The sequence below is a fragment of the Micromonospora musae genome, assembly GCF_003626545.1.
Taxonomy (GTDB): Bacteria; Actinomycetota; Actinomycetes; order Mycobacteriales; family Micromonosporaceae; genus Micromonospora; species Micromonospora musae.
In genome coordinates this window covers 245,017-271,491 of the sequence record NZ_RAZS01000002.1, presented here as the reverse complement: position 1 = coordinate 271,491, position 26,475 = coordinate 245,017, and the positions used below count along the sequence as shown (strand labels likewise).

The 26,475-nt window shown below is 70.6% G+C and carries 27 protein-coding genes and 1 pseudogene; 14 read left to right on the top strand and 14 right to left on the bottom strand.

Annotated features, from left to right (window positions below; translation table 11 throughout):
* Nucleotides 1-96 precede the first annotated feature (96 nt).
* The 5 genes from D7147_RS05670 to D7147_RS05650 all read left to right on the top strand — a co-directional run bounded on the left by D7147_RS05670 (nucleotide 97) and on the right by D7147_RS05650 (nucleotide 5,547).
* A complete protein-coding gene (locus D7147_RS05670) occupies nucleotides 97-426 on the top strand; it encodes an ArsR/SmtB family transcription factor (RefSeq protein WP_120674331.1) in 330 nt (109 codons plus the stop codon).
* A complete protein-coding gene (locus tag D7147_RS05665) occupies nucleotides 426-1,175 on the top strand; it encodes a cation transporter (protein WP_120674329.1) in 750 nt (249 codons plus the stop codon). Before D7147_RS05670 ends, D7147_RS05665 begins: the two co-directional genes overlap by 1 nt.
* Before the next feature lie 221 nt (nucleotides 1,176-1,396).
* Complete coding sequence (locus D7147_RS05660) at nucleotides 1,397-3,211, top strand: hypothetical protein (RefSeq protein ID WP_147437350.1); 1,815 nt, start codon at nucleotides 1,397-1,399, stop codon at nucleotides 3,209-3,211.
* 212 nt (nucleotides 3,212-3,423) lie between these two features.
* Nucleotides 3,424-3,765, top strand: a complete 342-nt coding sequence (locus D7147_RS05655; RefSeq protein WP_120674325.1) for a hypothetical protein — start codon at nucleotides 3,424-3,426, stop codon at nucleotides 3,763-3,765.
* Nucleotides 3,766-4,311: 546 nt separating this feature from the next.
* Nucleotides 4,312-5,547, top strand: coding sequence for a low temperature requirement protein A (locus D7147_RS05650; RefSeq protein ID WP_120674323.1), 1,236 nt, complete (start codon nucleotides 4,312-4,314; stop codon nucleotides 5,545-5,547).
* A 114-nt stretch (nucleotides 5,548-5,661) separates the two neighbouring features.
* Here the strand turns inward: D7147_RS05650 and D7147_RS05645 are convergent, their stop codons facing one another.
* Nucleotides 5,662-6,369, bottom strand: a complete 708-nt coding sequence (locus D7147_RS05645) for an alpha/beta fold hydrolase (protein ID WP_120674321.1) — start codon at nucleotides 6,367-6,369, stop codon at nucleotides 5,662-5,664.
* Between the two features lie 34 nt (nucleotides 6,370-6,403).
* The gene (locus D7147_RS05640) at nucleotides 6,404-7,780 is read right to left on the bottom strand and encodes an FAD-dependent oxidoreductase (RefSeq protein ID WP_120674319.1); all 1,377 of its coding nucleotides are present in this window, start codon (nucleotides 7,778-7,780) and stop codon (nucleotides 6,404-6,406) included.
* A 71-nt stretch (nucleotides 7,781-7,851) separates the two neighbouring features.
* Here D7147_RS05640 and D7147_RS05635 point away from each other — a divergent pair, with 71 nt between their 5' ends.
* Entirely contained in the window at nucleotides 7,852-8,775 is a 924-nt protein-coding gene (locus tag D7147_RS05635) for a cupin domain-containing protein (protein WP_120674316.1), read from the top strand.
* Between the two features lie 111 nt (nucleotides 8,776-8,886).
* On the opposite strand, the gene D7147_RS05630 is transcribed toward D7147_RS05635, so the two are convergent.
* A complete protein-coding gene (locus tag D7147_RS05630) occupies nucleotides 8,887-9,492 on the bottom strand; it encodes a TetR/AcrR family transcriptional regulator (protein WP_120674314.1) in 606 nt (201 codons plus the stop codon).
* 246 nt (nucleotides 9,493-9,738) lie between these two features.
* Between D7147_RS05630 and D7147_RS05625 the strand changes: the two genes are divergently transcribed.
* Nucleotides 9,739-10,296: a hypothetical protein gene (locus tag D7147_RS05625; protein WP_120675229.1), complete on the top strand. Its 558-nt coding sequence runs from the start codon at nucleotides 9,739-9,741 to the stop codon at nucleotides 10,294-10,296.
* 241 nt (nucleotides 10,297-10,537) lie between these two features.
* Here the strand turns inward: D7147_RS05625 and D7147_RS05620 are convergent, their stop codons facing one another.
* Nucleotides 10,538-11,089 carry a TetR/AcrR family transcriptional regulator gene (locus D7147_RS05620; RefSeq protein ID WP_120674312.1) on the bottom strand — a complete coding sequence of 184 codons (552 nt, stop codon included), beginning with the start codon at nucleotides 11,087-11,089 and terminating at the stop codon, nucleotides 10,538-10,540.
* Nucleotides 11,090-11,314: 225 nt separating this feature from the next.
* On the opposite strand from D7147_RS05620, the gene D7147_RS05615 reads away from it, so the two are divergent.
* The 3 genes from D7147_RS05615 (at nucleotide 11,315) to D7147_RS05605 (ending at nucleotide 12,755) form a co-directional block, all read left to right on the top strand.
* Nucleotides 11,315-11,731, top strand: a complete 417-nt coding sequence (locus D7147_RS05615) for a hypothetical protein (protein ID WP_120674310.1) — start codon at nucleotides 11,315-11,317, stop codon at nucleotides 11,729-11,731.
* Entirely contained in the window at nucleotides 11,728-12,105 is a 378-nt protein-coding gene (locus D7147_RS05610; protein ID WP_120674308.1) for a PPOX class F420-dependent oxidoreductase, read from the top strand. Before D7147_RS05615 ends, D7147_RS05610 begins: the two co-directional genes overlap by 4 nt.
* 113 nt (nucleotides 12,106-12,218) lie before the next feature.
* Nucleotides 12,219-12,755: a GNAT family N-acetyltransferase gene (locus tag D7147_RS05605; protein ID WP_120674306.1), complete on the top strand. Its 537-nt coding sequence runs from the start codon at nucleotides 12,219-12,221 to the stop codon at nucleotides 12,753-12,755.
* A gap of 46 nt (nucleotides 12,756-12,801) precedes the next feature.
* Here D7147_RS05605 and D7147_RS05600 read toward each other — a convergent pair whose 3' ends face one another.
* Nucleotides 12,802-13,272 (bottom strand): VTT domain-containing protein, encoded by a 471-nt coding sequence (locus D7147_RS05600; RefSeq protein WP_158609290.1) that lies wholly within the window; start codon nucleotides 13,270-13,272, stop codon nucleotides 12,802-12,804.
* Entirely contained in the window at nucleotides 13,269-13,862 is a 594-nt protein-coding gene (locus tag D7147_RS05595) for a CDP-alcohol phosphatidyltransferase family protein (protein ID WP_120674304.1), read from the bottom strand. The genes D7147_RS05600 and D7147_RS05595 overlap by 4 nt, the downstream gene beginning before the upstream one ends.
* Before the next feature lie 140 nt (nucleotides 13,863-14,002).
* On the opposite strand from D7147_RS05595, the gene D7147_RS05590 reads away from it, so the two are divergent.
* The 3 genes from D7147_RS05590 to D7147_RS05580 all read left to right on the top strand — a co-directional run bounded on the left by D7147_RS05590 (nucleotide 14,003) and on the right by D7147_RS05580 (nucleotide 17,756).
* A complete protein-coding gene (locus tag D7147_RS05590; protein WP_147437349.1) occupies nucleotides 14,003-15,109 on the top strand; it encodes a sensor histidine kinase in 1,107 nt (368 codons plus the stop codon).
* Between the two features lie 8 nt (nucleotides 15,110-15,117).
* A complete protein-coding gene (locus D7147_RS05585) occupies nucleotides 15,118-15,750 on the top strand; it encodes a response regulator transcription factor (protein WP_325050635.1) in 633 nt (210 codons plus the stop codon).
* Nucleotides 15,751-15,908: 158 nt separating this feature from the next.
* Nucleotides 15,909-17,756, top strand: a complete 1,848-nt coding sequence (locus D7147_RS05580; protein WP_120674298.1) for a glycoside hydrolase family 15 protein — start codon at nucleotides 15,909-15,911, stop codon at nucleotides 17,754-17,756.
* A gap of 327 nt (nucleotides 17,757-18,083) precedes the next feature.
* On the opposite strand, the gene D7147_RS05575 is transcribed toward D7147_RS05580, so the two are convergent.
* Complete coding sequence (locus tag D7147_RS05575) at nucleotides 18,084-18,824, bottom strand: SDR family NAD(P)-dependent oxidoreductase (protein ID WP_233562954.1); 741 nt, start codon at nucleotides 18,822-18,824, stop codon at nucleotides 18,084-18,086.
* 144 nt (nucleotides 18,825-18,968) lie between these two features.
* Nucleotides 18,969-20,402, bottom strand: coding sequence for an MFS transporter (locus D7147_RS05570; RefSeq protein WP_120674296.1), 1,434 nt, complete (start codon nucleotides 20,400-20,402; stop codon nucleotides 18,969-18,971).
* 107 nt (nucleotides 20,403-20,509) lie between these two features.
* Between D7147_RS05570 and D7147_RS05565 the strand changes: the two genes are divergently transcribed.
* Nucleotides 20,510-21,118 carry a helix-turn-helix domain-containing protein gene (locus D7147_RS05565; RefSeq protein ID WP_120674294.1) on the top strand — a complete coding sequence of 203 codons (609 nt, stop codon included), beginning with the start codon at nucleotides 20,510-20,512 and terminating at the stop codon, nucleotides 21,116-21,118.
* 26 nt (nucleotides 21,119-21,144) lie between these two features.
* On the opposite strand, the pseudogene nhaA reads toward D7147_RS05565, so the two are convergent.
* The 6 genes and pseudogenes from nhaA to msrA form a co-directional block, all read right to left on the bottom strand.
* Nucleotides 21,145-23,071, bottom strand: a pseudogene (gene nhaA / locus D7147_RS05560) (Na+/H+ antiporter NhaA).
* Nucleotides 23,072-23,334: 263 nt separating this feature from the next.
* Nucleotides 23,335-23,763, bottom strand: a complete 429-nt coding sequence (locus D7147_RS05555) for an OsmC family protein (protein ID WP_120674292.1) — start codon at nucleotides 23,761-23,763, stop codon at nucleotides 23,335-23,337.
* A gap of 527 nt (nucleotides 23,764-24,290) precedes the next feature.
* Nucleotides 24,291-24,947, bottom strand: a complete 657-nt coding sequence (locus D7147_RS05550; RefSeq protein WP_120674290.1) for a TetR/AcrR family transcriptional regulator — start codon at nucleotides 24,945-24,947, stop codon at nucleotides 24,291-24,293.
* A gap of 169 nt (nucleotides 24,948-25,116) precedes the next feature.
* A complete protein-coding gene (locus D7147_RS05545; protein WP_120675222.1) occupies nucleotides 25,117-25,536 on the bottom strand; it encodes a low temperature requirement protein A in 420 nt (139 codons plus the stop codon).
* A gap of 80 nt (nucleotides 25,537-25,616) precedes the next feature.
* Entirely contained in the window at nucleotides 25,617-25,757 is a 141-nt protein-coding gene (locus tag D7147_RS05540; protein ID WP_233562952.1) for a low temperature requirement protein A, read from the bottom strand.
* Between the two features lie 202 nt (nucleotides 25,758-25,959).
* Complete coding sequence (gene msrA, locus D7147_RS05535) at nucleotides 25,960-26,466, bottom strand: peptide-methionine (S)-S-oxide reductase MsrA (protein WP_120674288.1); 507 nt, start codon at nucleotides 26,464-26,466, stop codon at nucleotides 25,960-25,962.
* Nucleotides 26,467-26,475: the final 9 nt, after the last annotated feature.

Here is a 26,475-nt window from a genome sequence, read left to right as displayed (position 1 = left end):
CGGAGGGCCGCGGAGACCCGCCTGTTCCGCCACCGGCTCGGAGCGACTACGCCCGAGTTCGCGGCTTAGTACATCGCATGCTGTACTGTCCGACGAGTGGAGACGTTGACGCACGGCCAGGTGCTGGCCCGCTTCGGTCACGCCCTCTCCGATCCGACGCGGGCCCGGCTGCTGCTGGCGCTGCGCGAGGGGCCGGGCTACCCGGCGGAGCTCGCCGACCTGCTCGGCACGACCCGGCAGAACCTGTCGAACCACCTCTCGTGTCTGCGTGGCTGCGGCCTGGTGGTCGCCGTGCCGGAGGGCCGCCGCACCCGCTACGAGCTGGCCGACGGCCGCCTGGCACACGCCCTGGCGGACCTGCTCGGTCTCGTGTTGGCGGTCGACCCGGCCGCCTGCCCGGATGCCGACGAGAAGGGCTGCTGCTGATGGACCTGCCCCTGATCGGTCGGCCCCCGGCGGGGCCGCCGCCCGCGCGCCGTCAGGTGCTCGCCCGGCGAGTGCGGCTGCTGGTCGCCGCCACGATCACCTACAACGTCATCGAGGCGGTCGTGGCGATCACCGCCGGCACGCTCGCGTCGTCGACCGCGTTGATCGGCTTCGGGCTCGACTCGGTGATCGAGGTGTCGTCCGCGGCGGCGGTGGCGTGGCAGTTCGCCGGCCGCGATCCCGAGTCACGCGAGAAGGTCGCACTACGGATCATCGCGTTCTCGTTCTTCGCCCTCGCCGCGTACGTGACTGTGGAGTCGGTACGGGCGCTCGTCGGCGGCGCCGAGGCGGAGCACTCCAGCATCGGGCTGGTACTGGCGGCGCTGTCGCTGGCGATCATGCCCGTGCTGTCGTACGCGCAGCGCCGCGCCGGGCGGGAACTCGGTTCACGCTCGGCGGTCGCGGACTCCAAGCAGACCCTGCTCTGCACGTACCTCTCCGGCGTACTGCTCGTGGGTCTGGGGGTGAACAGTCTCTTCGGCTGGTCCTGGGCCGACCCGATCGCCGCGCTGGTCATCGCCGCGGTGGCGGTGAAGGAGGGTCGCGAGGCGTGGCGCGGTGACGCCTGCTGCGCCGTCCCGCTGAACGCCCCCCGCACCGACGCCGCCGCCGGTGAGCCCGGCGCCGGCGGGGTCGATGCGTGCGGATGCCGGCCGGGCTGCTCCTGCTGCGCGGCCGACGCGACCTGAACGCGCCGACCAGGAGCGGGCTGGACCCGCGCCTCGACGTTCCACACTGGCCGACGCGGCGACCGTCACCACCCGGACGTCGTCCACATGCTGGCCACAGTGGCGGCAGCACCCGAACCGCGCGCCTGACCCGCACTGAGGGTGACCGTCGACACTGCAGTCCGATGTGAAATCCAGCATTTCGCCGTAAATGTCTGCATCAGTTGCGTAACGTTCCGGACATGGTCCTTCGTACCTGGCGTAACTTGTTGCTCACAGCGCTCGGGCTGGGAGTGCTCGCGGGTGCCGGTCAGCTCGGCATCGCGTTCGGCCTCGGCATCGTCCAGCTCACCGGCGCACCCGCCGACACCACAGTGAACCAGTGGCCTGCCCAGCTCGTCTGGGTGGGCTGGTTCGCGGCATACGCCGCCGTGGCCGGCACCGTCGTCACCGCACGCCTGGCCCGCCGCTACGGGGAGCCGGGAAGCACGGGCAGGTTGGTGGCGATCGCCGCCACCGCGGCGCTCGGCGCCACCGTCGTGGCGCCGCTCTGCGTCCGGCCGGTCCAGGCGGCCGAGCGTCTCTCCGTGGACCCGATCTGGGCCGTCGGCATCTGCGCGATCCTCGGCGCGCTGGTCGGCGCGGGTGGTGCGATCGCCGCACTGGTGAAGCCGCCGCTGGGCTGGAACATGGCGGCGGTGGGCGGCGTGGTCTGGCTGCTGGCGCTCGTCCCGGTCGTCCCGTCGCTGGCGACCGCCGGGGTGTTGCCCGCCGTACGGCTCGGTGTGCTGGAACCGGTCGGGCTCGGCGCGGAGGCGGCCCAACGACAGGCGATCCTGATCCTGCCGGCGGTAGCCCTGCTCCTCGGCGCGGTGACCAGCGGGCTGGCCCGCCGGCGCGGGCATCCGCCGCTGGTCAACGGCGCGACCGGCGCGGCGGGCCCGGTGCTGGTCGCCTTCGCCTACCTGACCGCCGGTCCCGGCGAGGCCGTCGACCGGTACCAGATCACGCCCTACTACACCGCGCTGCTCGCCGTCGTCGCCGGTCTGCTCGGTTCGGCCGTCGTCGCGTCGTTCCGCTGGCCGCTCCTGCGGCGCACGGCCGATGAGGAGGCGGTCGAGCCGACCGAGGTCCTCCGTCCACTCTCCGTCGACGCGGCCGTGCCGCAGGCCATGACGCCGGCCGACGAGCCGGGGCCCGCCGACCTGGCCGGCACGTTGCCGGTCACCGGTGCAATCGCAGCGGAGCTCCCGCGCGCCGCCGAACCGCTGAGCCTCGATGCGCCGCCCGGCGACTGGGACGACAGCGCCGTACCGGCCGACCACGCGCCGCGGACCGCCGCACCGGCGGTCGCCACCGTGCCGGCGGCCCGCGCCGTACCCGCCGATCTCGACGACACCTCGGAGACATCGGAACCGATCCCCGCGACGGCGGCCCACCTTCCCGCGGGATCCGGCGGGGACGACTCCGGAACGGCGGAGACGGAGGCCGACAACATCGGGCCCGACGGAATGCCGACCGGCGGGGCACTCGTCGCCCCGGGAACCCTCCGGATGTACCAACCGCCGAAGACCGACCGGACGCAGGTTCAGTCGACCTGGCCGGTCGTTCCGGCGCGACGGGTGCCGCCCTCCACCGAGCCCGCTCCTGGCGCCGAGGCGATCCAACCGGCCGGCAAGCAAGAGAGGCTCGAGCCGGCGCTCCCACCCCGGCACCGGCCGCCCCTGCCCAACCTGAACCTGGCCGCGAACTGGGACGCCCTCGCGAGCGCCCGGCGCGCCGGGCCCCCGCCCGCGACCGGCACCGCGCCGACCGGCCCGGCATCCGTCGTCGAGGCGGGACGGGCCGGCGGGCGGGCCAGCGGCCGGCTGGGCCTGTTCCGGCGCAGCAAGTCCCGGGCCGACGGGGACGGCGCGGGCACCCCGGCGGACGGCGAGCCGCTGGCGAGGCAGGACGCGGAGTTCGTCGACTGGGTGGCCCGGCTGGGCAAGCCTGCGGCGGACAACGAGCCAAATGAGGAGACCGGTCGCCAGTCACTCCGCTCCAACGGAGGCTGAGGCAGTCCCATCAGGGGTACAGCCAAACGTTCCCATGAGTCGCCGCAGACGAGACTGAACCAGGCCTATCACCCGGAAATGTGAGGCGACTTCGTATAGCAGTCGAAGGCCTGCTTGCGTCAGAAACCCGGAAAGCGCTCCGAGCGGACATGAATCCTTCTTATGTTCGTCATGGCTCGTCTGCCCGAGACGACCAGGAGGGAGTGAGGGACATGTCGAAGAGGTTTCTGACCAAGCTCGCCGTAGGGGTGGCGCTGGGCGGCGGCGCCCTGCTGCTCGGCACGCCCGCTGCCGCGCACGCCGCGCCGTACGAACAGGCCTCGGAGCGGCCCTACGAACAGGCCTCGGACCGCACCGAGGTTGCCTGCGCGAACAGCGAGCAGACCAACAAGGTGAGCATCAACCAGATCATCAGCGACAACAAGATCGAGGACAGCGACGTCAGCTACGAGCAGTCCGCGTCGGTCGAGACGACGAACGACAACCAGACTCAGCCCAACAACACCGTCGTCTGCATCGGGAACATCGACGTGGACGTGGACGTCGAGGACTAGGAGCTGGAGCCGCCTCGGTCGGCAACCGCAGGGCACGGGGTGAGATTCGAGATCATGTTCTACGTGTGTCGTTTCAGGCCCCGGAGCCAGATGCTGATCGAGGCGACGTGAACGGTGGCTTCGTAGCGCACGGCGCGCCGTGCATTCCCGGGATGGCCGCCTTGATCCCGCGTCGGCGCAGACAGCCGCGGTTGGCCTCAGTGCTGTACGCCCCTGCCGGCCAGCAGCCGATCCGACCGGGCCCTCAAACGACACGGCCCTGATCCGGGGAACCCGGATGCCCGCCGTGGAGGCCTGGTTCCTGGGCGGCCCGGCCGACGGTCGCCTCGCACCGATCGAAGTCGGTGCCAGGTGTACCGACTCGCCGACACCGCCGACCACGGATAGAAGCATCGTGCGGGATCCGCTGGTCACGTGCCGACATGACGAACGGGCATGTGTCACAGGGTGTGGGGGCCAGCAGCCGGCCGGCCCCCACACCCGTCTGTCGGTTCGGTCAGGGCCGCCGGCCAACTCGTTGGTGCCAGGGGCGGACGGGAGCGGACGATGGCGGCGGGACGCGGTGCTGCGCTGCTGCGCGCCGAAGCGAGTTCGGGGCGTGCCACGTTCCTGGAGCTCTTCTTCGATCTCGCCTTCGTCGTCGCCCTGACCCGGGTCTCGCAACGGTTCGCCGACGTCAGCGACGAGACCGGCTGGGCGCTCGTCGGCGGGCTCGGTCGTACGCTGCTGCTGTTCCTGGCGCTCTGGTTGATCTGGTCGCAGACCACCTGGATCACCAGTCGCTACGAGCCGGAACGGTCGATCATTCAGGCGGTCGTGATCGGCACCATGTTCGCCGCCCTGGTGATGGCGGTGACGCTGCCGCGCGCCGTGGAGGAGCGGGCGGTGCCGTTCACGGTCGCGTACCTGATGGTGATGGTGGTGCGGCCGCTGGTGGTCGCGGCCGCACTGCGTGGCCATCCACGGCGGCTGGTGCCGTTCCGACTCGCCGCCTGGTCAGCGCTTTCCGCACCGCTCTGGCTGGTCGGCGCGTTGGGCCCGGACCGGCTTCGCCTGTCGCTGTGGGCTGCCGCGCTGGCGGTGGACTACCTCGCCTGGGCTCTGGGCTGGCCGCTGCCTCGGCTCGGTGCCGCGGCGGTCGGTCGCTGGCGGATCACCGGAGAGCATCTGGCCGAACGTCACCAGCAGATCTTCCTCATCGCGCTCGGCGAGTCGATTCTGGTCATCGGCGCCGCTTTCGGTGGCGTGGACTACTCCGCGGAGCGGGCGGCCGCCTTCGGGATCGCGTTCATCACCAGCGCGGTGCTGTGGCGGATCTACTTTCACCGCGCCGGCCGGTTGCTGAACGAGGCGTTGGGGCGGGCGGGCCTGCCCGGCCAGTTGGGTACGGCGTCGGAACGGACGCACGCGTTGATCGTACTCAGCGTGCTGGTCACCGCGGTTGGCTACGAGCTGGTCATCGCGCAACCGTTCGGGCCGCCGCGGCCGACGTGGCTGCTCTTCGTGGTGGGCGGCCCGGTGCTCTTCCTCCTCGCTCGGATTCGGCTGGACTACGAGATCTTCGGCCGGGTCCCCAGGTCGCGGGTGATCGGCTTGGTGGTTCTGCTGCTGGTCACGACGGCGTTGGCGCGCTGGTCGCCGATGGTCGGACTGAGCGTCGTGGCCGGAGTGCTGGCTCTTATCGCGCTGGTCGACGCGTTGCGGAGCCGGCAGCGGCCGCTCGAGGATCTCGCCTCGCCGATTGCACGGGAGACGCCCGGCAATCGCGAGCCCGAGGCGTGACCGCGGCCAACTTGAAGCGCTCCGTCGGCCCGCAGCAGTACTGAGCCACCGCCCTGCTTCGCCGACGACCGAGTCGATGAATGCGCCTGGGCGGGTCGTCGGATCGCCCGGCAGTCAGCTTCTCGTGGGGGCGGCCTCCGCGAGGAAGGCGTCGATGGCGGCGAACGTCGCCTCGGGCGCGTCCCGCATGGGCAGGTGCCCCGCACCCGGGATGAGGACGAGACGTGCGCCGGGGATGGCGTCGGCGTAACGGCGGCCGAATTCGGCGCTGACGACAGGGTCGTCCGCACCCCAGACGAGGAGTTCGGGGATCGTACGGAGCCGGGCCCGGTCCAGCAGGGTCGGGTCTTCCAGGGTGTCTCGGGTGTAGGCGCGGAGCGCGGCCAGGTTCTCCGGTGGCGCGTTGCTCGGCATGGCGGGGCGGTGTCCGGGGATCTGCGGGCCGATGGCGTCGATGAGCACGAGCCGGCCGACGCGGTGGTCCCGGTCGCGCACGGCCATCTCGGCGGCCACCCAGCCGCCGAACGAGACGCCGACCACTGTCGCCTCGCTCAGCCCTTCTGCTTCGAGCAGTTCGAGGTAGGTGGCGGCGAGATCGGCGACGCTGGTCATGCTCTCGGGGCGGGTGGTGCCGTCCCAGCCGGGGTGGGTCGGTGCGAGCACCTGCTGCCCGTCGGCGAGGTGCACGAGGAGCGAGTCGATGGTGTGGGGACCGCCGGCGCCGTGCAGCACCAGCACTGGCCGACCGTGTCCGGCCGCGCGCACGGTGAGCGCGAGGCCGGGCCGAAGCTGGTGCGTCGCGGTGGTGGGGTTGCTCGTCATGATGTGTCTCCTTGAGACTGTGGCCGCGGTCGGGTCAGCGCACCACGTTGGCCAGTACCTCGTTGAAGGCCTCGGTGGAGCTGGGGTGGGTCCAGATCGCGTCCCGCAGCCCGCCGGCGGTCACCCCGCTGCGGATCGCCAGCGCCACGGTGTTCACCAGCTCTTGCGCGTCCACGCTGAGCAGCGCGGCTCCGAGGATGGCGTCGGTCTCGGCGTCGATCACGAACTTCATCAGCCCGCGGACGTCGTCCAGGATGCGGGCGCGGGGCATCGCCGCGATGGCCGCGATCGGTTTGGCGGCCACGCGCACAGGCCGGCCGGTGGCGCGCGCCTCGGTCTCGGTCAGGCCGACGCGGGCCAGCGGCGGTGTCATGAAGAGGGTGTACGGCACGGCCACCCGGTCGGCTGTGGAGCGGTTCCCCTCGCCCGTCAGCTGGTCGGCGACGATCCGGTAGTCGTCGAGGGAGATGTAGGTGAACTGGGGCCCGCCGTTGACGTCGCCCACCGCGAAGATGTGCGGTTGGCTCGTCCGGAGGTACTCATCCACCTCGATCGCGCCGCTGTCGGTGGTGCGTACGCCCGCGGCGTCCAGTCGCAGTTCCGCCGTACGCGGTGCCCGCCCCGCGGCGGCGAGTACGGCGTCCACCTCGATCCGGCCCGCCGTGCCGTTCGCCTCGTAGTGGACGACCGCGGCGGCACCGGAGTCGGTGACCTGGGTGACCTTCGCTCCGGTGACGAAGGTGACGCCCTGGTCCGTGAGGATCTTCTCGGCCGCCTCGGCGACGTCGTCGTCCTCGCGGCGCAGGATGCGGCCGCCGCGTTCCAGCACTGTCGCTTCGGCGCCGTAGTGGCTCAGCGTCGCGGCGAACTCGATCCCCTGATAGCCCCCGCCGACGACGGCGACCCGGCGCGGCAGGTCGGGCGAGCCGATCAGGTCGGTACCGGTGATCAGGTGGGCGCTGTCGCGCAGGCCGGGAATCTCCGGAACCACCGTCTGGGCGCCGGTGTTGATGACGATGGTGTCCGCCGTGATCTCCATCCGGTCGTCGCCGGCGGTGACCTCGACCCGCTTCTCGTCGAGGAAGGCGGCGGTGCCGGTCACGACCGTCACGGAGTCGAGGGTGTCCAGCATCTCGAAGTTCTTCTTCCGCAGCATCGAGGTCAGCGAGGCCGTCCACGCCACCGAGTCGGCGAACCATGACCTCGGGTCGGCGTCCTGCGGCCGGACCGACGCGCGATGGATGAGCGCCTTGGTCGGCACGCAGCCGATGTTGATGCACGTCCCCCCGTACATCAGCGCGGACTGCTCCACCATGATCACTCGGCGACCCTGGCGGCCCATGGTCGCGGCGAGGGTCTTCCCGCCCTTGCCGAAGCCGATCACGAGCAGATCCGCGTGCAGTGAAGTCATGGGTCCCAGACTTCACCGGAGCGAGCGATCCGACAAGACGGAAGAGGCTCAAGTATTATCGTGATCGGCTCATGGACTCGATCAGCAGAATCATCCGCTCGGCTCGCCTGGAGGGCGCCGTCGATGTGCGCTGCCTGCTGGCCGGCACCCACGTCCTGGACAATCCGCCCGGCGCGGCCGGGCAGGTGCCTTTCCACCTGCTGCTCGACGGCGACTGCGTGGCCGAGATCGACGATCGGGTGGTCGAGCTGCACGCCGGAGACGTCCTCATCCTTCCGCGCGCCGGGCGGCACCGGATACGGGTCGTCGCGGACGGGCCACCGCTGCCCTCCAGGCGGCACACCGGCGACTCGGTGACCACCCTGCGCGGCGAGGACGCCCCCGCCGTCGACCTCTTCTGCGGCCACTACACCTACCAGCCGGGGGCGGGAGAACTCCTCTTCGCCGGCCTGCCCGACATCGTGCACGCCTCCTTCGGCCTCGGAGCCGGCTCGCCACTGCACCCGCTCGGCGAGCTCATGCGCAGCGAGGCCGCACTCGACGCCCAGGGCACCGGCGCCCTGCTCGCGTCGCTCTGCGAGGCGCTGCTGGTGCTCGTCCTGCGCGGCGACGAACGCGGCGCTCCGTCGACCGCGAACCTGCTCACGCCATGGACCGCCGTGACGGACGCGAGCCTGCGGGCCGTCGTCGACGCCGTGGTGAACGAGCCGCAGCGACGGTGGACGATCGCGAGCCTCGCGCGTGTCGCCGGGGTCTCCCGGGCCACGCTGGTCCGGCGCTTCTCCGCGACGACGGGAATGGGCGTCGCGGATTTCCTGACGCGGACCCGAATGATCATCGCAGCCGACCTGCTGACCACCACCGGCCGCGGCCTGGATGACATCGCCGCCGCCGTGGGCTACCACTCGCCCTCCGCCTTCGGCAAAGCCTTCCGGACCATCACCGGCACCACACCGTCGCGCCTACGCCGGCACGCCGCGGCGAACGCCCGCTGACCGCCGCCCTGCGTCGAGGATCCGCCGGTTCGCGCGGCGATCGCCGACCGAGCGTGCGCACGGAGCCGCCGGGTCATCGAGCCGCGCCGACCAACCCCACCGCTCAAGCGGTCAGGACGGCTGCCGTGCGGCATGCGTCTGGACGAGTCCGTCGACGCCGCGGAGGAAGGTCTCGCAGATCAACTCGGGGTCGAAGAGACAGCCGGCCGCCATGGCGCCGTCGCGCAGCATGACGAAGTGCTGCGCGGCGGACTCGGCCGAGGTCTGCTCGATGCGCGCCATCAGGGTGGTGACGGTGTCGAGGAACCATTGCCGGTGCGCGAGGACCGCCTGATGTACGGGGTGGTCGGGGTCGGGGTACTCGGCCACGGCGTTCAGGAAGGCACAGCCGCGGAAGCCGGAGGACCGGATGCCCTCGGCGATCGACGCCGCGATGGCCCGCAGCGCGTCACTCGCCGGCAGGCCGGCCGCGACGGCCGTGACGGCCTCCTCCACCTGGCCACGGATGGCCTGGTCGGCCCCGCGCAGATAGGCGAGGACGAGATCTTCCTTGCCCGGGAAGTGTCGATAGAAGGTGGCCCGGGTCACACTCGCCTCGGCGACGATCCGGTCGACGCCGACCGAGTGGATTCCCTCCGCATAGAAGATCCGGGAAGCCGCGCCGAGTAGCCGCAGGCGCGCCTCGGACGGCCGGACGTCGGTTTCGCTGCTCGCCATGACTCCATGGTAGCGACAGAACGTTCCGTCTCACTCCTCGCGCCGCGTCGCGGCCGCGCTCCGACCTCGGTGCCACCGGTAGACAGAACGTTCCGTCTTGACAGTACGTAGTGAGCCGTTCATGATTGGCCGAGACAGAACGTTCGTTCTACCTGATTGCCGAGCCGGCCACGCCCCTTGATCGACCAGCTCACCGGCACCCGCCGATCGACCGCCGCTCCGACAGGGAACCCCGAGAGGATCACCATGACCACCGTTGCCGCGCCCGGCATCTCGACGACGGCAGCCGCCCTGCGGCGGCTGTACCTCGTCCGCTTCGCGTTCGCCATCGTCTGGGCCCTCGTGGCGTTCACGACCGCCGAGCACCTCGGCCCACTCGCGGTGACGCTGCTCGTGCTCTACCCGCTCTTCGACGTGGCAGCCGCGATCATCGACGCCCGCGCGTCGCGCGCCACCGGATCCCCCGCCCTGCTCTACGCGAACGTCACGGTCAGTCTGCTCGCCGCCGTCGGTCTCGCCGTCGCGAGCACCTCCGGCATTCCGGCGGTGCTGGGCGTCTGGGGTGCGTGGGCGATCGTGGCCGGGCTGATCCAGCTGCTCGTGGGGGTCACCCGGCGCAGGATGGGGGGCCAGTGGCCGATGATCATCAGCGGTGGCATCTCCGTACTCGCCGGTGGGGCGTTCATCGCGGGCGCCGCCGCGGACAACCCGACGCTGACCAACGCGATCGGCTACGCCATCCCCGGCGCCATCTTCTTCCTCATCTCGGCGATCCGCCTCGGCCGCGCCGCGAAGGGCGACTGACCCTGTAGCTCAGGGCGGGGTCAGTTGAGCCCGAAACAGATGACGGCGAGGCTCCCGGCCAGGCAGCAGTCGATCAAGGTCCGCTGCCACGGCCGGGAGCCTCGCCTGCACTGTTCCGTCCCGCCAGATTCCGCTGTCCAGCAAGGCGCTGGAGCAACTTCCCGACCGGCCGCACTGCGCTCGGGAAGTGGTGAGCCGCCACGCCGGACGCCGTCTTCGGAGCAGGCCGGACGCGGCCACGTCAGGTCGCCGTGGCGTCTTGCGGACTGACGAGGCCGTCGAGCATGACCTGGATCGCCTTACCGCGAGCCTCGTCGCCGTCCCCGCTGAGGGTCATGCGGACGAAGGTCGCGATGTCATCGGCGGTTATGCCGGCGCGCAGCCGGCCGGCGGATCGCAACCGATCCGTGGCCGGGCCGACGACGGATGTGATCAGACGCTGCGCGTGCTTGTCGGCACGGTTGCCGGCGCCAGCCAGTTGGGCGAACGTCGCCACCTCCTGCTCGGACATGTCGCAGCTCTGGCTGAACACCGCCCGGAAGGCGCCGACCGGATCGCTGTTCTGCATGGCGCGCTCCGCGTTGTCCCGTACCGCCGCGGCGAGGTCGTCGAGGACCGCCTCGATCAGCCCTTCCTTCTCCGGAAAGTGCCGGTAGAGCGTGGTGGTCCCGACGCCGGCCCGGCGTGCGATCTCGTCGAGGGCGACCTCCGGGCCGTGCTCGGTGAAGGCCTCGCGGGCAGCCGTGATCAACCGTTGCCGGTTGCGGAGCTGGTCCCGGCGGGGTGCCCGCATCTTCGGACCTCCGATCGAAGTGGTGGCAACACCACCACTTTAGCGCTACCGTTAAAACGGTGATGTCACTACCACTTTCGGTGGAGAATGTCGTGCCCTGGAATCCGGCGGTCCGGCTCGGCGCGGGTCCGAGGCTCGGCGCCCGACCCTGGTCGATCTGGCAGAGCCGGCGTCCCGCCACCGGCGTGCCCGGCGACCGAACGAGACATGCAAGGAAGTGAAGAGATGAACGCTGGACGAGGTAGAGCCACCTTCTGGACCCTGACGTGCCTGGGGGCGGTCGGTGCCGCCCTCGGGACCCTGGGCGTGGTCAGCCCCGACCGCCAACAGCGCCTCTCCGGATTCGAGCGCCCCGCCGAGCGGGGACCGGGTGACCACACGACAGCCGTGCTGGGCAGCAGCTCCTTCGCCGCGATCGGCGAGGGCGGGGCCTATCTGCTGGGGGCGGCGCAGGGCTGGCCCGGCTTTCCCAGGTACGTCATGGCCCGCCGCTTGTTGATGGCGGCCGGCCTCACCGGGCTCGCGGCCACGGGTCGCGCGCCCAGGGCGTTTCTCAACGCGGCGGGCTGGGAGGCGCTCGGTGCCGCGGCCATCGCGGGGGCGTCCTGGCTGGACCGGCGAACCGACGCGATTCCCGCATGAGCGTGCCCGCCGAGATCGCCCACACCCGGTACGCCACCGTGACCACCTACCGCCGGGACGGACGACCGGTCCCCACCCCCGTTGGGCTCGTCGCTGACGCAGGCGAGCTCTTCGTGCTCACCCAGCGCAAGAGCGGAAAAGTCAGAAGGATCCGCAACAACGCCACGGTGACCGTGACACCGTGCGACCCGAACGGCCGGGTCGCCGCCGGCGCGCCAACGGTACGGGGCCAGGCCCGACTACTGGACCGGACCGAGACGGCACGGGTACGCCGGCTCATGGCCCGCCGCTACCCCATCGCCCGGCTGGTGTTCGGGTTCGACCTGCTCCTCGGGCGACGTGACCGCAGGATCGGCATTGCCATCCGCCTATGACCGCCCTTCCTCATCTCCTCCACCTCCTCTTCATCGCGGTCCGGTGCGAGTAGACGTCCTGGTCGGCCGCATACGATGGTTCACCGACTGCCGCTACTCCTGGAGTTCCGCCGATGACCAGCACCACGCACCGTACCGTCCGGATCGCCGGCCTCGCCGACGTCGACGCCCTCGTCGACCTGGTCGAGTCGGCGTACCGGGGGGAGAGCAGCCGGGCCGGCTGGACCCACGAGGCGGACCTGCTCGACGGCCAGCGCACCGACCGCGACATGGTGACCGCCGCGGTGACCAGCCCGGACAGCTCGGTGCTCGTCGTCGAGGAGGGGGCCCGGCTCGTCGCCTGCTGCCAGGTGGAGCGCCGCGATGACCACGCCTACTTCGGCATGTTCGCCGTCGCACCCTCGCAGCAGGGCGGCGGGCTGGGGCGCGAGCTGCTCGACGTGGCCGAGCGCCACGCCGAGCAGGAGTGGGGCGCCGGGGAGATGCGGATGACGGTCATCACCCAACGGGACGAACTGATCGCCTGGTACGAGCGGCGGGGCTACGTCCGCACCGGAGAAGTCACCCCGTTCCCCTACGGCGACGAGCGGTTCGGCCTGCCCCGCCGTCGCGACCTGGCCTTCGAGACTCTGGTCAAGAAGCTCGGCTGACTCCGTCAGCACGAAGACGACTGAGCCGCCGCGGCTCTGTTCGGGGTCACGCGAGGGTCGCGGGCAGGGCGAGGACGGCGAAGCGGAGTACCCGTCCGAGCAGGCATGCGACGGCGAACTCCCAGCGGCGCAGGCCGGCGGTTCCGGCAGCGACGCTGACCAGGACGAGTGGTGGGACGCCGACGGAGGCGGAGAGCAGCACCGTCGGCAGACCGGTGCGGCGGCCGGAGAGCCAGCGCTGGACGGGCTCGGTCCAGCGGGCGGTCCGGGCGGCCGCGCGCCCCGATCTGTTGCGTCGTGCGAGCCTCCGGGCCAGCCGGCCGGTTCCGCGACGAGCGGCCTCGAACAGCAGCAGCTTTCCCGCGGTCTGCCCGACCGCCAGGGCGACCACGGCGATCACGGCGTACCCGCCCGGACGCCCGGCGACCACGGCGTAGGCCTCCGCGTTGACGACCGGGACGAGGGCCGAGACGAACCCGTACCCGAGCGCGACCGCAGCCTCCACGAGACCGTTCACGCCCGGCCGTCCCGCCTCAGCAGCCTGGCCACCGCCACGGCGGACCACGCCTTGACCGCGAGGACGGCCAATGCCACAGTCACCGCCACCGAGTACTGCCCGAGGGCCACAGCACCGATGACCCCGGCGGTGTTGACCGCCTTCGCCAGCGGCGACCAGTTCAATGCCCATACGCGCCGGTCGACGACATGGAAATGGTTCGGGCTGAGCACAGGCCAGCACAGGAACACCAGCGACAGCATGGTGTCCAGGACCATGAACGACGGCAGAAACACCATGGCGACCAGCGAGACATCGGGAACCAGGGCGACCAGGGCGACACAGAGCACCGCAGTGCAGGCCCGGTCGCTCACGATGTCGAGGACGGCGCCGGCTCGGGTCTCCTGACCGAGCCACCGCGCGGCGAGGCCGTCGAGCATGTCACCGAGCCAGTAGATGCCGTACGCCACCGCGATCAAGGCGACCGAACCGGAGGCGAGAGCGACGATGCCGAGCGTCACGGCCGCGAGGGTCCGGATGATGGTGATGCAGTTGGGGATGGTGAGCAGCGGGCCGACCTGCAGGACGGGCCGGGAGTCGACGAGAGTCACACCTGCAGGCTCCGGTTCTTGGCCCTTCCGGCGGAACGTACCGGGGTGCCGACCCTCGGCGCGGCCGCGGTACCGGGGTACCGACCGGACCGGTACCTGGGTACCTGGCCGGCCCAGGGCGGATCATCGAGACTGTGCAGGTGGTTACCGCGATCGGGCAATGGGTCCGCAGCCTCAGAGGCGCGCGCCGGCTCACCTACGGCGCGGCCGGTGTGATCGTCACAGTCGTGGTCACGACGGTCGACCAGGACGTGCTCGTACCGACGGGCTGGGTGTGGTTGGTGCTGCCCGCCGCCCTCACGGCCATGGCCCTGCCGCCCGGCGCTCGGGCCCTGGTCTTCGCGGCCTGCGCCGGGTTCGTGGCGATAGTGAGCACCGGTGAGTCGGTCCAGCTGGGTCTGGCGGCGGCCGCTCTCGTGTTCGTCTCGACCTGCGAGGATCCGGCCCGTCGACCGTGGCTGGGCTGGGCGGCCGGTCTGGCCGGCGCCGCCGGTGCCCTCACCGTCGCCCTGCTGAACCATCGCGGGCTCTACGAACAGCCCTTCGCCTTCGTGGCGGCCGGCTATCTCCTCGCTGTCCTGATGCGCTCGTGGTCCCGCGGCAACGCGCTCACCCGGGAGACGGCCGAGCTACGTGACCAGGCCGCCTGGCTCGCGCAGCGCACGAATCTGGCCCGCGAACTGCACGACGTGGTCGGTCACCACGTCACCGCGATGGTGGTCCAGGCCGAGGCCGGACAGTTCAGCAGCGACCCGGCGGTGGCGCTGCGGACGATCGCGAACAGCGGCCGCACCGCTCTGCGCGAGCTCGACACGCTCGTCGTACATCTCCGCAACCCGGACGCACCGGTGGCCGTGAGCGCCCCGCCCCGCCTCTCCGACATCGACGAACTGCTCGCCGAGCCGCTGCGCCAGCAGGGTGTGGCGGTGCACGTCCGGCTCGACGCCGAGCCGGGACTCGACGAGGTGGGCGTCTTGGCGGCATACCGCATCGTCCAGGAGGCCGTCACCAACATCGCCCGGCACGCGAACGCCACGACCGCCTGGGTCGAGCTGATCCGCGTCGGCGACCAGGCCAGGCTGCGGGTGAGCGACGACGGGATCGGTCCGCCCCGGGCCGTGACGCGCGGCTCGGGGCTGCTCGGCGTCGAGGAACGCGCGCGGGCGCTCGGCGGCAGCTCACACGTGAACCGGCGCCCCGGCGGCGGTACCGTACTGGAGGCCGTCCTGCCGGTGGCCAGGCCATGATCCGTGTCGTGATCGCCGACGACCAGCAGCTGGTCCGCGACGGCTTCAGCCAGATCCTGCGCTCCCAGCCGGACATCCACGTCGCGGCCGAAGCCGCGGACGGGCGGCAGCTCCTCGATGCCGTCCGCCGCGATCCCCGCATCGACGTCGCCCTCGTCGACATCCGCATGCCGGTACTGGACGGCCTGCAGGCCACCCGGGAGCTGGCCGCGATTCCCCATGCCCCGGCCGTCATCATCGTCACCACCTTCGACGATGACGCCTACGTCCTGGACGCCATCGCCTCGGGAGCGCGTGGATTCCTCCTCAAACGCAGTAGCGCCCAGAACCTCCTGTCCGCCGTCCGCACGGTCGCGGCCGGCGGCGCGATCCTCTCGGCCGAGATCACCGGCGCGGTTCTGGAACGTGTGCGGTCGACCGGCCCGGCCACCCGCGTGGACCTCGCCGCCTACCAACTGACCGCACGCGAGACCGACGTGCTCACGTTGATCGGCGCCGGGCTCAACAACGACGAGATCGCGCGGAGTCTTCATCTGTCGATGAGCACGGTCAAGACCCACGTCGCGAACGTGTTGGCGAAGACCGGCAGCCGCGACCGGGTGCGAGCCGCCATCCTCGCCATCCAGGCCGGCCTCGCATGATTCGTGCCCGGACGGGGGCGTAGCGGTGGCGGGTCTCCGCGCCCCGGAGCAGTCGAGGCGCATCGAGCACGCGCGGGTGGCTGACCACGAATCGGGCCGACCCGGACAATTCGTCCCTTAGGTTACTGCGCAGGAGGCTGTCGAGACCGGGAGGCGGCGTGGAGAGCTATCCGGCGATCGAGGACCACGGGCTCATCGGCGACCTGCAGACCGCCGCCCTGGTGACGTGCGACGGAACCGTCGACTGGTTCTGCGCGCCGCGCTTCGACTCGCCGAGCATCTTCGCCGCGCTGCTGGACCGGGAACGCGGTGGCTACTTCCGCATCGCCCCGCACGACGTCCGATACGTCACCAAGCAGCTCTACCTGCCCGGCACCCCGATCCTGATCACCCGGTTCATCAGCGCGGACGGCGTCGCCGAGGTGATGGACTTCATGCCGGTCACCGGTGATCTGGCCACCGACTCGCACCGCCTGGTCCGCATCGTCACCATGGTCCGGGGCAGCATGCGCTTCCGGGTGGAGTGCCGACCCCGGTTCGACTACGCCCGGGAGAGGCACGACCTGGAGCGCCACCCGAACGGGTACCTGTTCCGCAGCCCGTCGGCGACGCTCACCTTCAACCCGGTCGACCCGGTACGGCAGCTCTGGGCGCAGACCGGGGAGGTCCGCCTGGAGGACGGCGACCTGATCGCGTACGGCACGCTCAACGAGGGTGACACCGGCGGGATCGTGCTGGAGACGGCCGGCACGGAGCCACGGACCATCTCCGCGGCAGAGGTCGAGGGGATGTTCGAGTGGACCCGGGACTACTGGCGGCGGTGGGTCGAGCGCTCCCGCTACACCGGGCGGTGGCGGGAGATGGTCGAGCGCTCGGCCATCACGTTGAAGCTCATGACGTACGCGCCGACCGGCGCGATGATCGCCGCGCCCACCGCCGCGCTGCCCGAGTTGGTCGGCGGCACCCGTAACTGGGACTACCGCTACACCTGGGTACGCGACACGTCGTTCTCGGTGCACGCGCTGCTCGGCCTCGGCTTCACCGAGGAGGTCAGCCGGTACATGAACTGGCTCGACGAGCGGATCCGTGAGGCCGGTGACCACCAGGACCCGCTGAAGATCATGTATCGGGTGGACGGCTCCTCGGACCTGCACGAGGAGGTGCTCGACCATCTGGAGGGGTACCGGGGGTCCAGCCCGGTGCGGATCGGCAACGGCGCCGCCGACCAGCTTCAACTCGACATCCACGGCGAGGCCCTCTACGCCATGCATCTCGCCGACGAGCAGGGCATCCGCGTCTCGCACCAGGTGTGGAAGAGCACCGTCCGGCTCGTCGACTGGCTCTGCCAGCACTGGGACCGGCCCGACGCCGGCATCTGGGAGAGCCGCCACCACCCACGCAACTACACCTTCGGCCGGGTGATGTCCTGGGTCGCGCTGGACCGGGCCATCCGCCTCGCCACCCGCACCGGCCGCCCCGGCGACACCACCCGCTGGGCCGAGCAACGCAACCTGATCTACGACCAGGTCATGGCCCGCGGGTACCACCGGGAACGCGGCAGCTTCGTGCAGGCGTACGACGAGAACATGCTGGACGCCGCGCTGCTCGCCATGCCGGCGGTCGGCTTCGTGACGCCGAGCGACCCCCTCTGGCGGTCCACCTTGAACGCGATCGAGCGGGAGCTGGTCTCCGACAGCCTGGTCCACCGGTACGACCCGGTGCACTCCCCCGACGGCCTCCCCGGGCATGAGGGCACCTTCAACATGTGCACGTTCTGGTACGTCGAGGCGCTGGCCCGCTCCGGCCGCCTGGACGACGCCCGGCTCACCCTCGAGAAGATGTCCACCTTCAGCAACCACCTCGGCCTCTACGCCGAGGAGATCGCGGCGACCGGTGAGCAGATCGGCAACTACCCACAGGCGTTCAGCCACCTGTCTCTGATCAACTCGGCGCTGACGCTGAACGACCTGCTCGACACCGAGGCCGACGCCCGACGCCGCCATTGACTTCCTCCGCCGCCATGAATGGCGGGGATTCCCTCCGCGCCGCGCACGGAACGCGCAACGCCCGGGTGGGTTCCTGCTTCACCGCGATCCGCCGAAGGTTGCTCCGGTCTTACGTCCACTCCACAGGCGTTTATCGTCTCCGCAAGCCCTGCGGCGACGGTGGTGCGTTAGACCCCGGCTTGGTTATCGCCGGAGCCCGACGGGACGTTGCCACGGTCACGGGCACGCTCGGGCCTGGCGGCCCTCCCGCGCGGGCCTTCACCCCCGCCCTGAAGGGCGGAGCACTGGCCCGCATCTCGGTAGCACGGCTCCCTCGATCAGCGGGCCCTACCCGAGGGCAGGTTGCCCGCCCATGGCGCTGAGGGTGGCGCCGTTGACGTAGCTGGCCTCCGGGGAGGCCATGAAGGCGATGGTGCCGGCGATCTCTTCGGGGTCGGCGAGACGCTTGAGGGCGACGGCCTGTCCGGCGGATTCGAAGGCGGGGCCGTACGCGGCGGTGCCTTCGGTGCGGGTGGGGCCGGCGGCGACGGCGTTGACGCGCACCCCGTCGGGGCCGTACTCGGCGGCCCAGACGCGGGTGAGGGATTCGAGGGCGGCTTTGGTGGCGCCGTAGATGCCGCTGCCGTGGCCGGGGGTGCTGGCGGCGCCGCTGCTGATGTTGATGATGGCGCCGTGGCCGCGTGCGGTCATGCCCGGGGCGAGGGCCTGGACGAGGAGGTACGGGGCGCGCAGGTTGACGGCGATGTGGGCCTCGAAGGTGGCCGGGTCGTTGTCGGCGGTGCGGGCGAACTGGAAGATGCCCGCGTTGTTGACGAGGATGTCGACGTCGCCGGCGCGCTCGGCCAGCGCGATCACCTGTGCGGGGTCGGAGAGGTCGGCGGGCTCGAAGCGGGCGGTGGCGCCCATCGCCTCGATCTGCCGAAGGGTGTCGGCGGCGCGCTCCCGGTCGCGGCCGTGCACGATGATGTCGGCGCCGCGCGCAGCGAGGGCCAGGGCGGTGGCGCGGCCGATGCCTGCGGTGGCTCCGGTGACCAGGGCGGTCCGGTGGGCGAGGTCCTGGCTCATCATGGTGCTTCCTCTGATCGTGCGGGTGGTGTCAGCGGGTCTGTCGGGCGGTGCGCATGGGTGTCGTGGCGGTCACCGGCGGGCCGTCGGGCGCGGTGGCAGCGCGCCTCGTTTGCGGGTGCCCGTGGCGAGGTCGCGGGTGGCGTGTCACGCGTGGGTGGGTTCGGGGGCGGGGATCCGGCGCGCCCACCCGCCGAAGAGGATCAGGCCGGCCAACGGAAAGGCCGCGGTGGCCAGCAGGGTCGCGCCCAGGCCGTGGTCCAGGCCGCCGGCGGTGGCCAGGACGCTGGTGAGGATGGCCAGGCCCATCGCACCACCGAGTTGCTGCAGGCCCTGGTTGAGGCCGGCCGCGGCACCGATGTGCTCGGCGGGGGCTTGGTGCATGATGACGGCGGTGACGGGCGCGAACGTCGCGCCCGCGCCCGCGCCGAGCAGGACCGAAGGCAGCAGCACCGTGACGATCGAGGTGTGCGGGCCGGCGTCGGCGGCCACTGACGCCATCCAGGTGATGCCCAGCACCAGGCCGGCCAGGCCGGTACCGCCGATGGCGCGCTCGCCCAGGCGCGGCAGCAGCCGTGGGGTGAGCTGGTTGGTGGCGATCAGGCCGAGCGTGAACGGCACCAGCGCGAGTCCGGTCTGGATCGGGGTGAAGCCGAGGACCTGCTGGGTGAGCAACGTGGTGAAGAACAGGAAGCCGACCTGACCGGCCGGAACGACCAGCATGGACAGGAGCGGGCCCGCGCTGCGCATGGAGGCGAAGAACGCCAGCGGCATCACCGGGTGCGGATGCCTACGCTCACCCACCAGGAGCAGCAGCAGGGAGAGCACGGCGACGGCGAACGCGCCCAGCACCAGGGGGTTGGTCCAGCCTCGGTCGGCGGCGGAGGTGAAGGCGAAGACCAGGGCCACCATCAACACGATCGAGGCTGCGGCGCCACCGACGTCCAGCGAGGTGCGTCGGCGCGGCAGTTCCGGCAGGTTGCGCAGGGCGCCGAGCAGGACCAGGAGACCGATCGGTGCGTTGACGAACATCACCCACTCCCAGCCGAGGGTCTGGGTGAGCACCCCACCCGCGAGCAGACCGACCGCCGCTCCGGCGCCGACGGCGAGTACGAACATCGCCATCGCGCGCGAGCGCTGCGGGCCGGGATCGGTGCTGCCCATGATCAGCACCATGACGCTGGGCGCGGCGAGAGCAGCGCCGGCGCCCTGCAGGGCGCGGGCGGCCACCAGAAGCTCCGCCGAGGTGGCGAGACCTCCGGCGATCGAGGCGATCACGAAGACCGACACGCCGAGAAGAAGGGCACGGCGGGGGCCGATCATGGAGCCGACCTTGCCGCTCAGCAGGATCAGCCCGCCGAAGGTCAACGCGTAGGCGGTCACGACCCAGGACAGCCCGGTGTCGGAGAAGCCCAGTTCACGTCCGATGTCGGGTAGGGCCACGTTCACGATCGAGGTGTCCACGACGAACATCAACTGTGTCAGCACCAGGATCACCACGGCCATCGTCGCACCGGCCCCTGATGTCGACTCGCTGTCGTGCCCACCCGCGGGGGCGGTGAGCAAGCTGCCTCGGGTCATCGCACCTCTCCTGTCCGGCGTCACCCCTGGTCGGGGCACCTGCTGACACAGTCGGACCGTTCGGACGAAGAGGCAAAGATCCTTGCTGCGGTGGCAATATTGGGGGCATGGATGACGAGACCGCGTCGACGATGGCAGCCGTCGGGCCCCGCCTGCGAGGGCTGCGTACGCGGCGCAACCTGTCGCTGACCCACCTCGCGCAGGCCACCGGGATCTCCCTGAGCACGCTCTCCCGCCTGGAGGCGGGCCAGCGCCGTCCCACCCTGGAACTCCTGCTCCCCCTGGCGCGCGAGCTGCGCGTCGACATCAGCGAGATCATCGGGGCGCCGCAGACCGGCGATCCCCGCCTGCACCTCAAGCCGGTCACCCGGCACGGCATGACCATGCTGCCCCTGACCCGGCGGGCCGGAAGCCTGCAGGCCTACAAACTGATCATCTCGCCCAAGATGCGCTCACCGGAGCCCGAGCAGTCCAGCCACGAGGGCTACGAGTGGCTCTACGTCCTCGACGGCCGCCTGCGCCTGGTCCTCGGGGACAAGGATCTGGTCATGGGTCCCGGTGAGGCGGCCGAATTCGACACCCACACCCCGCACTGGTTCGGCAACGCCGACGAGCACCCCGTGGAGATCCTCAGCCTCCTGGGCGTCCAGGGCGAGCGCGCGCACCTGCGGATCCGGACCGTACGGGGCGGGAGCGCCGCGACCGGCCGGGGCTGACCCACGCCACTTGAGGGCGGGGGGCCCTACGCGGGAGCTGTTTCGCCGGTATCGCTATCGGCGCTGAGCCTCTTGCTCTCGGATCGTCGCTGGCGCCTCGCGGCCGAGGCGGGCCCGGGCTCGGGCCATCCGAATGGCGGCCGTCAAGGTGTTGATGTCGTAGGCGCCGTAGTGGCGGCGGCCGTTGATGAAGAACGTCGGAGTACCGGACACTCCGCTGTTGTCGGCCGAGTCGATGTCACTGTCGATGCGGGCGGCGTGGGCATGGCTGATCAGGTCGTCGTGGAACCGGTTCTGGTCCAGACCCAGGTCGCCGGCGTACTTGATCAGATCCGGGATGTTCAGCTTCTCCTGGTGGTCGAGGAGCAGGTCGTGCATCTGCCAGAAGCTGCCCTGCGCGGCCGCCGCCTCGGCGGCCTCGGCCGCCAGCTGGGCCTGGGGGTGCACGTCCGACAGGGGCAGGTGACGCCACACGAAACGCAGATCGGCGTGGCCCAGCAACTGCCGGATGACCGGCTCGGCCTTTCCGCAGTACGGGCACTCGAAGTCGCCGTACTGCACCAGCGTCACCGACGCATCGGCGGGGCCGCGGACGTGGTCGTACTTCTCGTCGACCTCCGGAATGAGGTCGATCAGCTCCGTCACGTCGCCGAAGAGCGCCCGGGTGCGCTTCTCCTTGGACAGCAGGTTGGTGAAGCGGAACACCGTCCAGGTCAGCGCCGAGGATACGATCGCGGCGCTGAGCACCCCGACCTTGGCCTCGGCGAGTTGGTCGCCGGTGAAGGCCAGGCTGGCGATCAGCAGCGACACCGTGAAGCTGACACCGGCGATCGTGCCGCTACCGAGCACGCCCGCCCAGCCCACGGCCGGGCGGACGCGGCCACGCGAGATCCAGGTGAGCCCGGCCGAGGTGCCGATCACGGCGAGGGGCTTGCCGACGACGAATCCGAGCAGCACGCCCCAGGTGACAGGCGACGCGAACGCCCGAGCCAGGAACGGACCGTCGATGCCGATACCGGCGTTGGCCAGGCCGAACAGCGGCACGATGACGTAGCTGGACCACGGGTGGTAGATGCGCTGAAGGCGGTCGTTGGGCGAGAGCGTGTTCGCGAGGCCGATCGAAGCGGTACGCGCGAGCTTGGGCGTCGGCTGCTCACGGAACGACCGGAACAGCCCGCTGACCTGCTCGAGCTCAGCTCGGCCCGGAGAGTAGGCGAAGGCGGTCAACCCGATGGCCAGTCCGGCCACCACCGGGTCGACTCCGCTGACCAGCAGCGCGCCCCACATCACGACGGCGAACGGCACGTACGCCGAGCCACGCCGTACGCCGGCCGCCCGAATCGCCAGCATGATCGCGAACGCCGCCACGGCCACCATGATCGGCATCATCTTGATGTCGTCGCTGTAGACCAGGGCGATGACGACGAGTGCGATCAGATCGTCGACCACGAACACGGTGAGCAGGAAGATTCGGACCCGGTCGGGCACGCCCCGGCCGAGCAGTGCCAGCAGGCCCAGCGCGAGGGCGGTGTCGGTCGACATGGCCACGCCCCAGCCGTGCGCGCCCGGGCCGCCGTGGTTGACCGCCAGGAAGATCAGCACCGGGATCAGCATGCCGATCACGCCGGCCAGGCTGGGCAGCACGAAGCGTCGCCGGTCGCGTAGGTCGCCGAGGTCGAACTCGCGCCGCGTCTCAAGGCCGACGACCAGGAAGAAGAGCGTCATCAAGCCGCTGTTGATCCAGGTGTGCAGGTCGCGGGAGAGTTCGAGGTTCCCGAGCCGCAGGGCCAACTGGGTGCGCCAGACGGCTTCGTAGGAGCCGAGGTCGAGGTTGGCCCAGAGCAGTGCGGCGACGATGGCGGCCACGAGCACGCCGGCGCTGCCGGCCTCGGTTCGCAGGAAGGCTCGCAGCGGTGTCGCCAGACTCCGCATCCAGATCGTTCGGTCGCTCATCTTGCTTTCGGTCACACGTCACCTTCCGGGGCGCCGGCGACGGCCACGAGGCAGCGCCGGCCGCCCGGTAGCGGTCGTTCAGCAGGATCGGTGCGGCCGGGCCGCGACCTGGATCGGTTCGCGGTCGCCACAGCCCGCGCCGCGGGCACGTCGCCGCATGGCGTAACAGGCTGTCGCGGTCGACGGAACCCCGTCGCCGCTTGGGGAGGAAAGACCGGCGCCCGCTGCTCGGCCACGATCGCCGAGCAGCAGGCGGCCTGATTTCAGCGCGGCCCGACGAACTCGGTCCGCACGCTCCACGCGAACTGAATCAGCAGGGTCACCGGCGACCTCTCGGCGATGTCGTGCATCACCTTCAGGTCGTCGGGATCGGGCTCCTCGCTCAGCGTGATCGTGCGCTTCAGGTAGCGCTCTGCGCCTTCCTGCTCGGGCTCGTGGTAGTCGATCTCGACGGTGATGTCACCGGCGTTGTCGTACTTGTAGTCGACGTACTGCCGCAGCGTCTGAGCGGTGCACGACGCGAGCGCCATCAACAGGTACTCCGTCGGCGTCGGGCCTTCGCCGAGCGCGCCGTTGTGCGGCTCGTCGGCGACGAACGTGAAGCCGCGGCTGGTCAGCTCCGTGCGCCGACGCTCATTGAGCGGAAGGACAGCTCGGGCGGATGCGACGACACGGTCCCGATCGGTTTCCATCAGCCGCGCCTTCCTCTTGATCTCGGTAGTGACAGTCCGGTACGCGGATCCGGCAGTAGCCGGGCCGCAGTCCGAGCGGGGGCCGCGGCCAGGTATTACCCATGACCGGGCGCCTCAGCAGGCTAGCCTTCGCGGACTGGATAGTCCAATTACTCGCCAGCCACCAGAACCACTCAGACGTCGCCATCCGGCGTCTCTAGCTGCATCTGGCGGCGTACAGACCCAAGACCCCTCGGCTGCACCCGGCCGACGCCGAACCCAGGGATGGACCCATCGGTCCAGCAGGTGCGCGGTGTACGGTCGTACCCGCGTCGGGGCGGCGACCGTCGCCGCCCAACCAGGCGAGGGCAGTTTCGCCGGAATGCTGCCGCGTAGGCCTACCGGCCGAGTCGAGGGCCTGCCGGCCGAGTCGAGTCGTCGCCACCGGGATCGACGCCGCCGAGGTTGCTTACGGCGGCATCACCCGCAACGACCTCCGGACTGTCCGCACCCGCCGCGACCAGCACGATCACGACGAGAAGGCTCGATCAGCGGGTCGACTCGCCGGACGGCTCCGTGAGGAACGACTTGATGTGCTCCAGCGCCATGTCCAGAGCGACTTCCATGGGTCCGACGTCGTGCGCGGTATTCGCCAGCAGGTAGCCACCCTGCAGAGCCGCCATCAACCCGGTGGCCAGCTTCTCCGGTTCGGCTTCCTGACGCAGCGCGCCGCTGTCGCGCATCCGGTGCAGACCATCGCTGATCAGCTTTTCCCATGCCGCGAACGTCTCCGACAGCATCGATCGGGCCTGCTCATCTTGATCGGACAGCTCGACAGCCATCGACCCGAGGCCACACCCGTATTTGCCGTTGTTCAGGGAGTTGGCCTGGACCAGCGCGTTACGCCACCGGACCAGCCCGGAGAACGATCTGAGCCGTTCCAGCCCTCCGCGTTCGCGCTGGAGCACGAGCGCGCCCCGATATCGGACCAACGCGCGTACGAGCTCCTGCTTGTCGGCGAAGTGGTGGTATAGCTGGGACTTGCTCGTCTGACTCGCCTCACGGACGTCGTCAAGGGTGGTCGCGTTCACTCCGCGTACGAACATCAGCCGGTTCGCGGCCTCGAGGATCCGCTCTCGCGTCGCGATGCCCCGTTGACTGATCCTCCGCGGCTTCGTCGGCGCAGACCCCTGCTCGTCGCCCATTGGTCAAGTGTATCGACGCGCCGAGGAATCCACTGAGAATTGGACCGTGGAGTCCGTTCAATCTTATTTCGCATTCGACCACATCAAGATAGAAGAAGGGTGCGCACCAGCATCGTTAATGGGCGTTGCATCCACGGAACATCATTGAGCGAGTCTCATTTTGGACTATTTAGTCCCGTATATAGGCCCGGCAGACAAGACGTCCCCACCGCTGGCCGGGTGGGGACGGCGGCTCGGACGGGTTTCGGCGGGCGCGGGCCGCGTCGGCTCCGGCGATCCCGGTCAGGACGAGGGCAGCAGCGGCGGCGACCGCGACCGCGACCGGCGGCAGGAGGAACATCGCCGGCGCAAGCGCGGCCAGCGCGAGGATGCCGATCGGTCGGGACCGGGACACCCGACCGAACACCGCGTGCTCGAAGCGGGCCCGTCCGGCCAGGTACAGCGCGGGTCCGCCGAGGATGACGGCGATCCAGGCCGGCGGGGTGCGCCCGAGTGGATTCGCGATGACGAGTTCGGCGCCGACGGAGGCGGCGACCCCGTCCGGCGTGAAGCCGCCGTTGCCCAGCGCCAGGCCGGTCACCAGGATCATGTCGCCGAGCACGATGATGAAGAACTGCTGGTGGCGCTCGGCCAGGTTCGCGGTGATCCTCGATCAAAACGGCCGGAGGATCATCCGAGATCCGCTACCAGATCGCGTGAGAGCCGCGTGAGCGCGAGGACGAACACCAGGTCGAAGAAGAGTTCCAGGAACGTGGCCCGCTGTGGATCACCGGCTTGCCGTATCAGCTCGGCCGCGTTGCCCCTCGTCATCGACTTGCCCGTTCTGCCAGCTATGCCCCAGTTCTGGGGCATAGCTGGCATACGGCAGCGGCGGGAACCGCGGACGTGCCGTCCCGGACCGGATCGAGCGACCGCGTTACCCGGACGGACGCCGGTGAGGTCCACTCCTCGCTCCGGCCGACCACCTCGGCCCGAGCCGGCGCGCGGACCCGAGGTCCGCGCGCCGGAGGTGTCAGGCCGATGCCCGCTTCGGCAGCTTCCAGCCGGGGCGGGGGAAGTGGCAGGTGTAACCGTTGGGGTAGGTCTGCAGGTAGTTCTGGTGCTCGGGCTCGGCCTCCCAGAAGTCGCCCGCCGGGGTGACCTCGGTGACGACCTTGCCGGGCCACAGGCCCGAGGCGTCGACGTCGGCGATCGTGTCCTCGGCGACCCGCTTCTGCTCGTCGTTCGTGTAGAAGATCGCCGAGCGGTAGCTGGTGCCGATGTCGTTGCCCTGGCGGTTCTTCGTCGACGGGTCGTGGATCTGGAAGAAGAACTCGAGCAGCGCGCGGAAGTCGGTCTTCTCGGTGTCGTAGAGGACCTCGATCGACTCCGCGTGGGTGCCGTGGTTGCGGTAGGTGGCGTTCGGGACGTCGCCGCCGCTGTAGCCGACGCGAGTCGACACGATGCCGGGCTGGTGGCGGAACAGCTCCTCCATACCCCAGAAGCAGCCGCCGGCGAGGATCGCCTTTTCGGTGGTCACGTCGTCCCC

What these genes read in the sequence shown, in the direction of transcription:
- D7147_RS05570 (WP_120674296.1), bottom strand. Translation starts at nt 20,402, where the DNA reads ATGACCCGAGGCAGCTTGCTCACCGCCCCCGCGGGTGGGCACGACAGC.
- D7147_RS05665 (WP_120674329.1), top strand. Translation starts at nt 426, where the DNA reads ATGGACCTGCCCCTGATCGGTCGGCCCCCGGCGGGGCCGCCGCCCGCG.
- D7147_RS05655 (WP_120674325.1), top strand. Translation starts at nt 3,424, where the DNA reads ATGTCGAAGAGGTTTCTGACCAAGCTCGCCGTAGGGGTGGCGCTGGGC.
- D7147_RS05555 (WP_120674292.1), bottom strand. Translation starts at nt 23,763, where the DNA reads ATGGAAACCGATCGGGACCGTGTCGTCGCATCCGCCCGAGCTGTCCTT.
- D7147_RS05625 (WP_120675229.1), top strand. Translation starts at nt 9,739, where the DNA reads ATGACCACCGTTGCCGCGCCCGGCATCTCGACGACGGCAGCCGCCCTG.
- D7147_RS05565 (WP_120674294.1), top strand. Translation starts at nt 20,510, where the DNA reads ATGGATGACGAGACCGCGTCGACGATGGCAGCCGTCGGGCCCCGCCTG.
- D7147_RS05660 (WP_147437350.1), top strand. Translation starts at nt 1,397, where the DNA reads ATGGTCCTTCGTACCTGGCGTAACTTGTTGCTCACAGCGCTCGGGCTG.
- D7147_RS05610 (WP_120674308.1), top strand. Translation starts at nt 11,728, where the DNA reads ATGAGCGTGCCCGCCGAGATCGCCCACACCCGGTACGCCACCGTGACC.
- D7147_RS05640 (WP_120674319.1), bottom strand. Translation starts at nt 7,780, where the DNA reads ATGACTTCACTGCACGCGGATCTGCTCGTGATCGGCTTCGGCAAGGGC.
- D7147_RS05550 (WP_120674290.1), bottom strand. Translation starts at nt 24,947, where the DNA reads ATGGGCGACGAGCAGGGGTCTGCGCCGACGAAGCCGCGGAGGATCAGT.
- D7147_RS05540 (WP_233562952.1), bottom strand. Translation starts at nt 25,757, where the DNA reads ATGACGAGGGGCAACGCGGCCGAGCTGATACGGCAAGCCGGTGATCCA.
- D7147_RS05645 (WP_120674321.1), bottom strand. Translation starts at nt 6,369, where the DNA reads ATGACGAGCAACCCCACCACCGCGACGCACCAGCTTCGGCCCGGCCTC.
- D7147_RS05605 (WP_120674306.1), top strand. Translation starts at nt 12,219, where the DNA reads ATGACCAGCACCACGCACCGTACCGTCCGGATCGCCGGCCTCGCCGAC.
- D7147_RS05620 (WP_120674312.1), bottom strand. Translation starts at nt 11,089, where the DNA reads ATGCGGGCACCCCGCCGGGACCAGCTCCGCAACCGGCAACGGTTGATC.
- D7147_RS05545 (WP_120675222.1), bottom strand. Translation starts at nt 25,536, where the DNA reads ATGATCCTGGTGACCGGCCTGGCGCTGGGCAACGGCGGCTTCACGCCG.
- D7147_RS05630 (WP_120674314.1), bottom strand. Translation starts at nt 9,492, where the DNA reads ATGGCGAGCAGCGAAACCGACGTCCGGCCGTCCGAGGCGCGCCTGCGG.
- D7147_RS05650 (WP_120674323.1), top strand. Translation starts at nt 4,312, where the DNA reads ATGGCGGCGGGACGCGGTGCTGCGCTGCTGCGCGCCGAAGCGAGTTCG.
- D7147_RS05575 (WP_233562954.1), bottom strand. Translation starts at nt 18,824, where the DNA reads ATGATGAGCCAGGACCTCGCCCACCGGACCGCCCTGGTCACCGGAGCC.
- D7147_RS05635 (WP_120674316.1), top strand. Translation starts at nt 7,852, where the DNA reads ATGGACTCGATCAGCAGAATCATCCGCTCGGCTCGCCTGGAGGGCGCC.
- D7147_RS05615 (WP_120674310.1), top strand. Translation starts at nt 11,315, where the DNA reads ATGAACGCTGGACGAGGTAGAGCCACCTTCTGGACCCTGACGTGCCTG.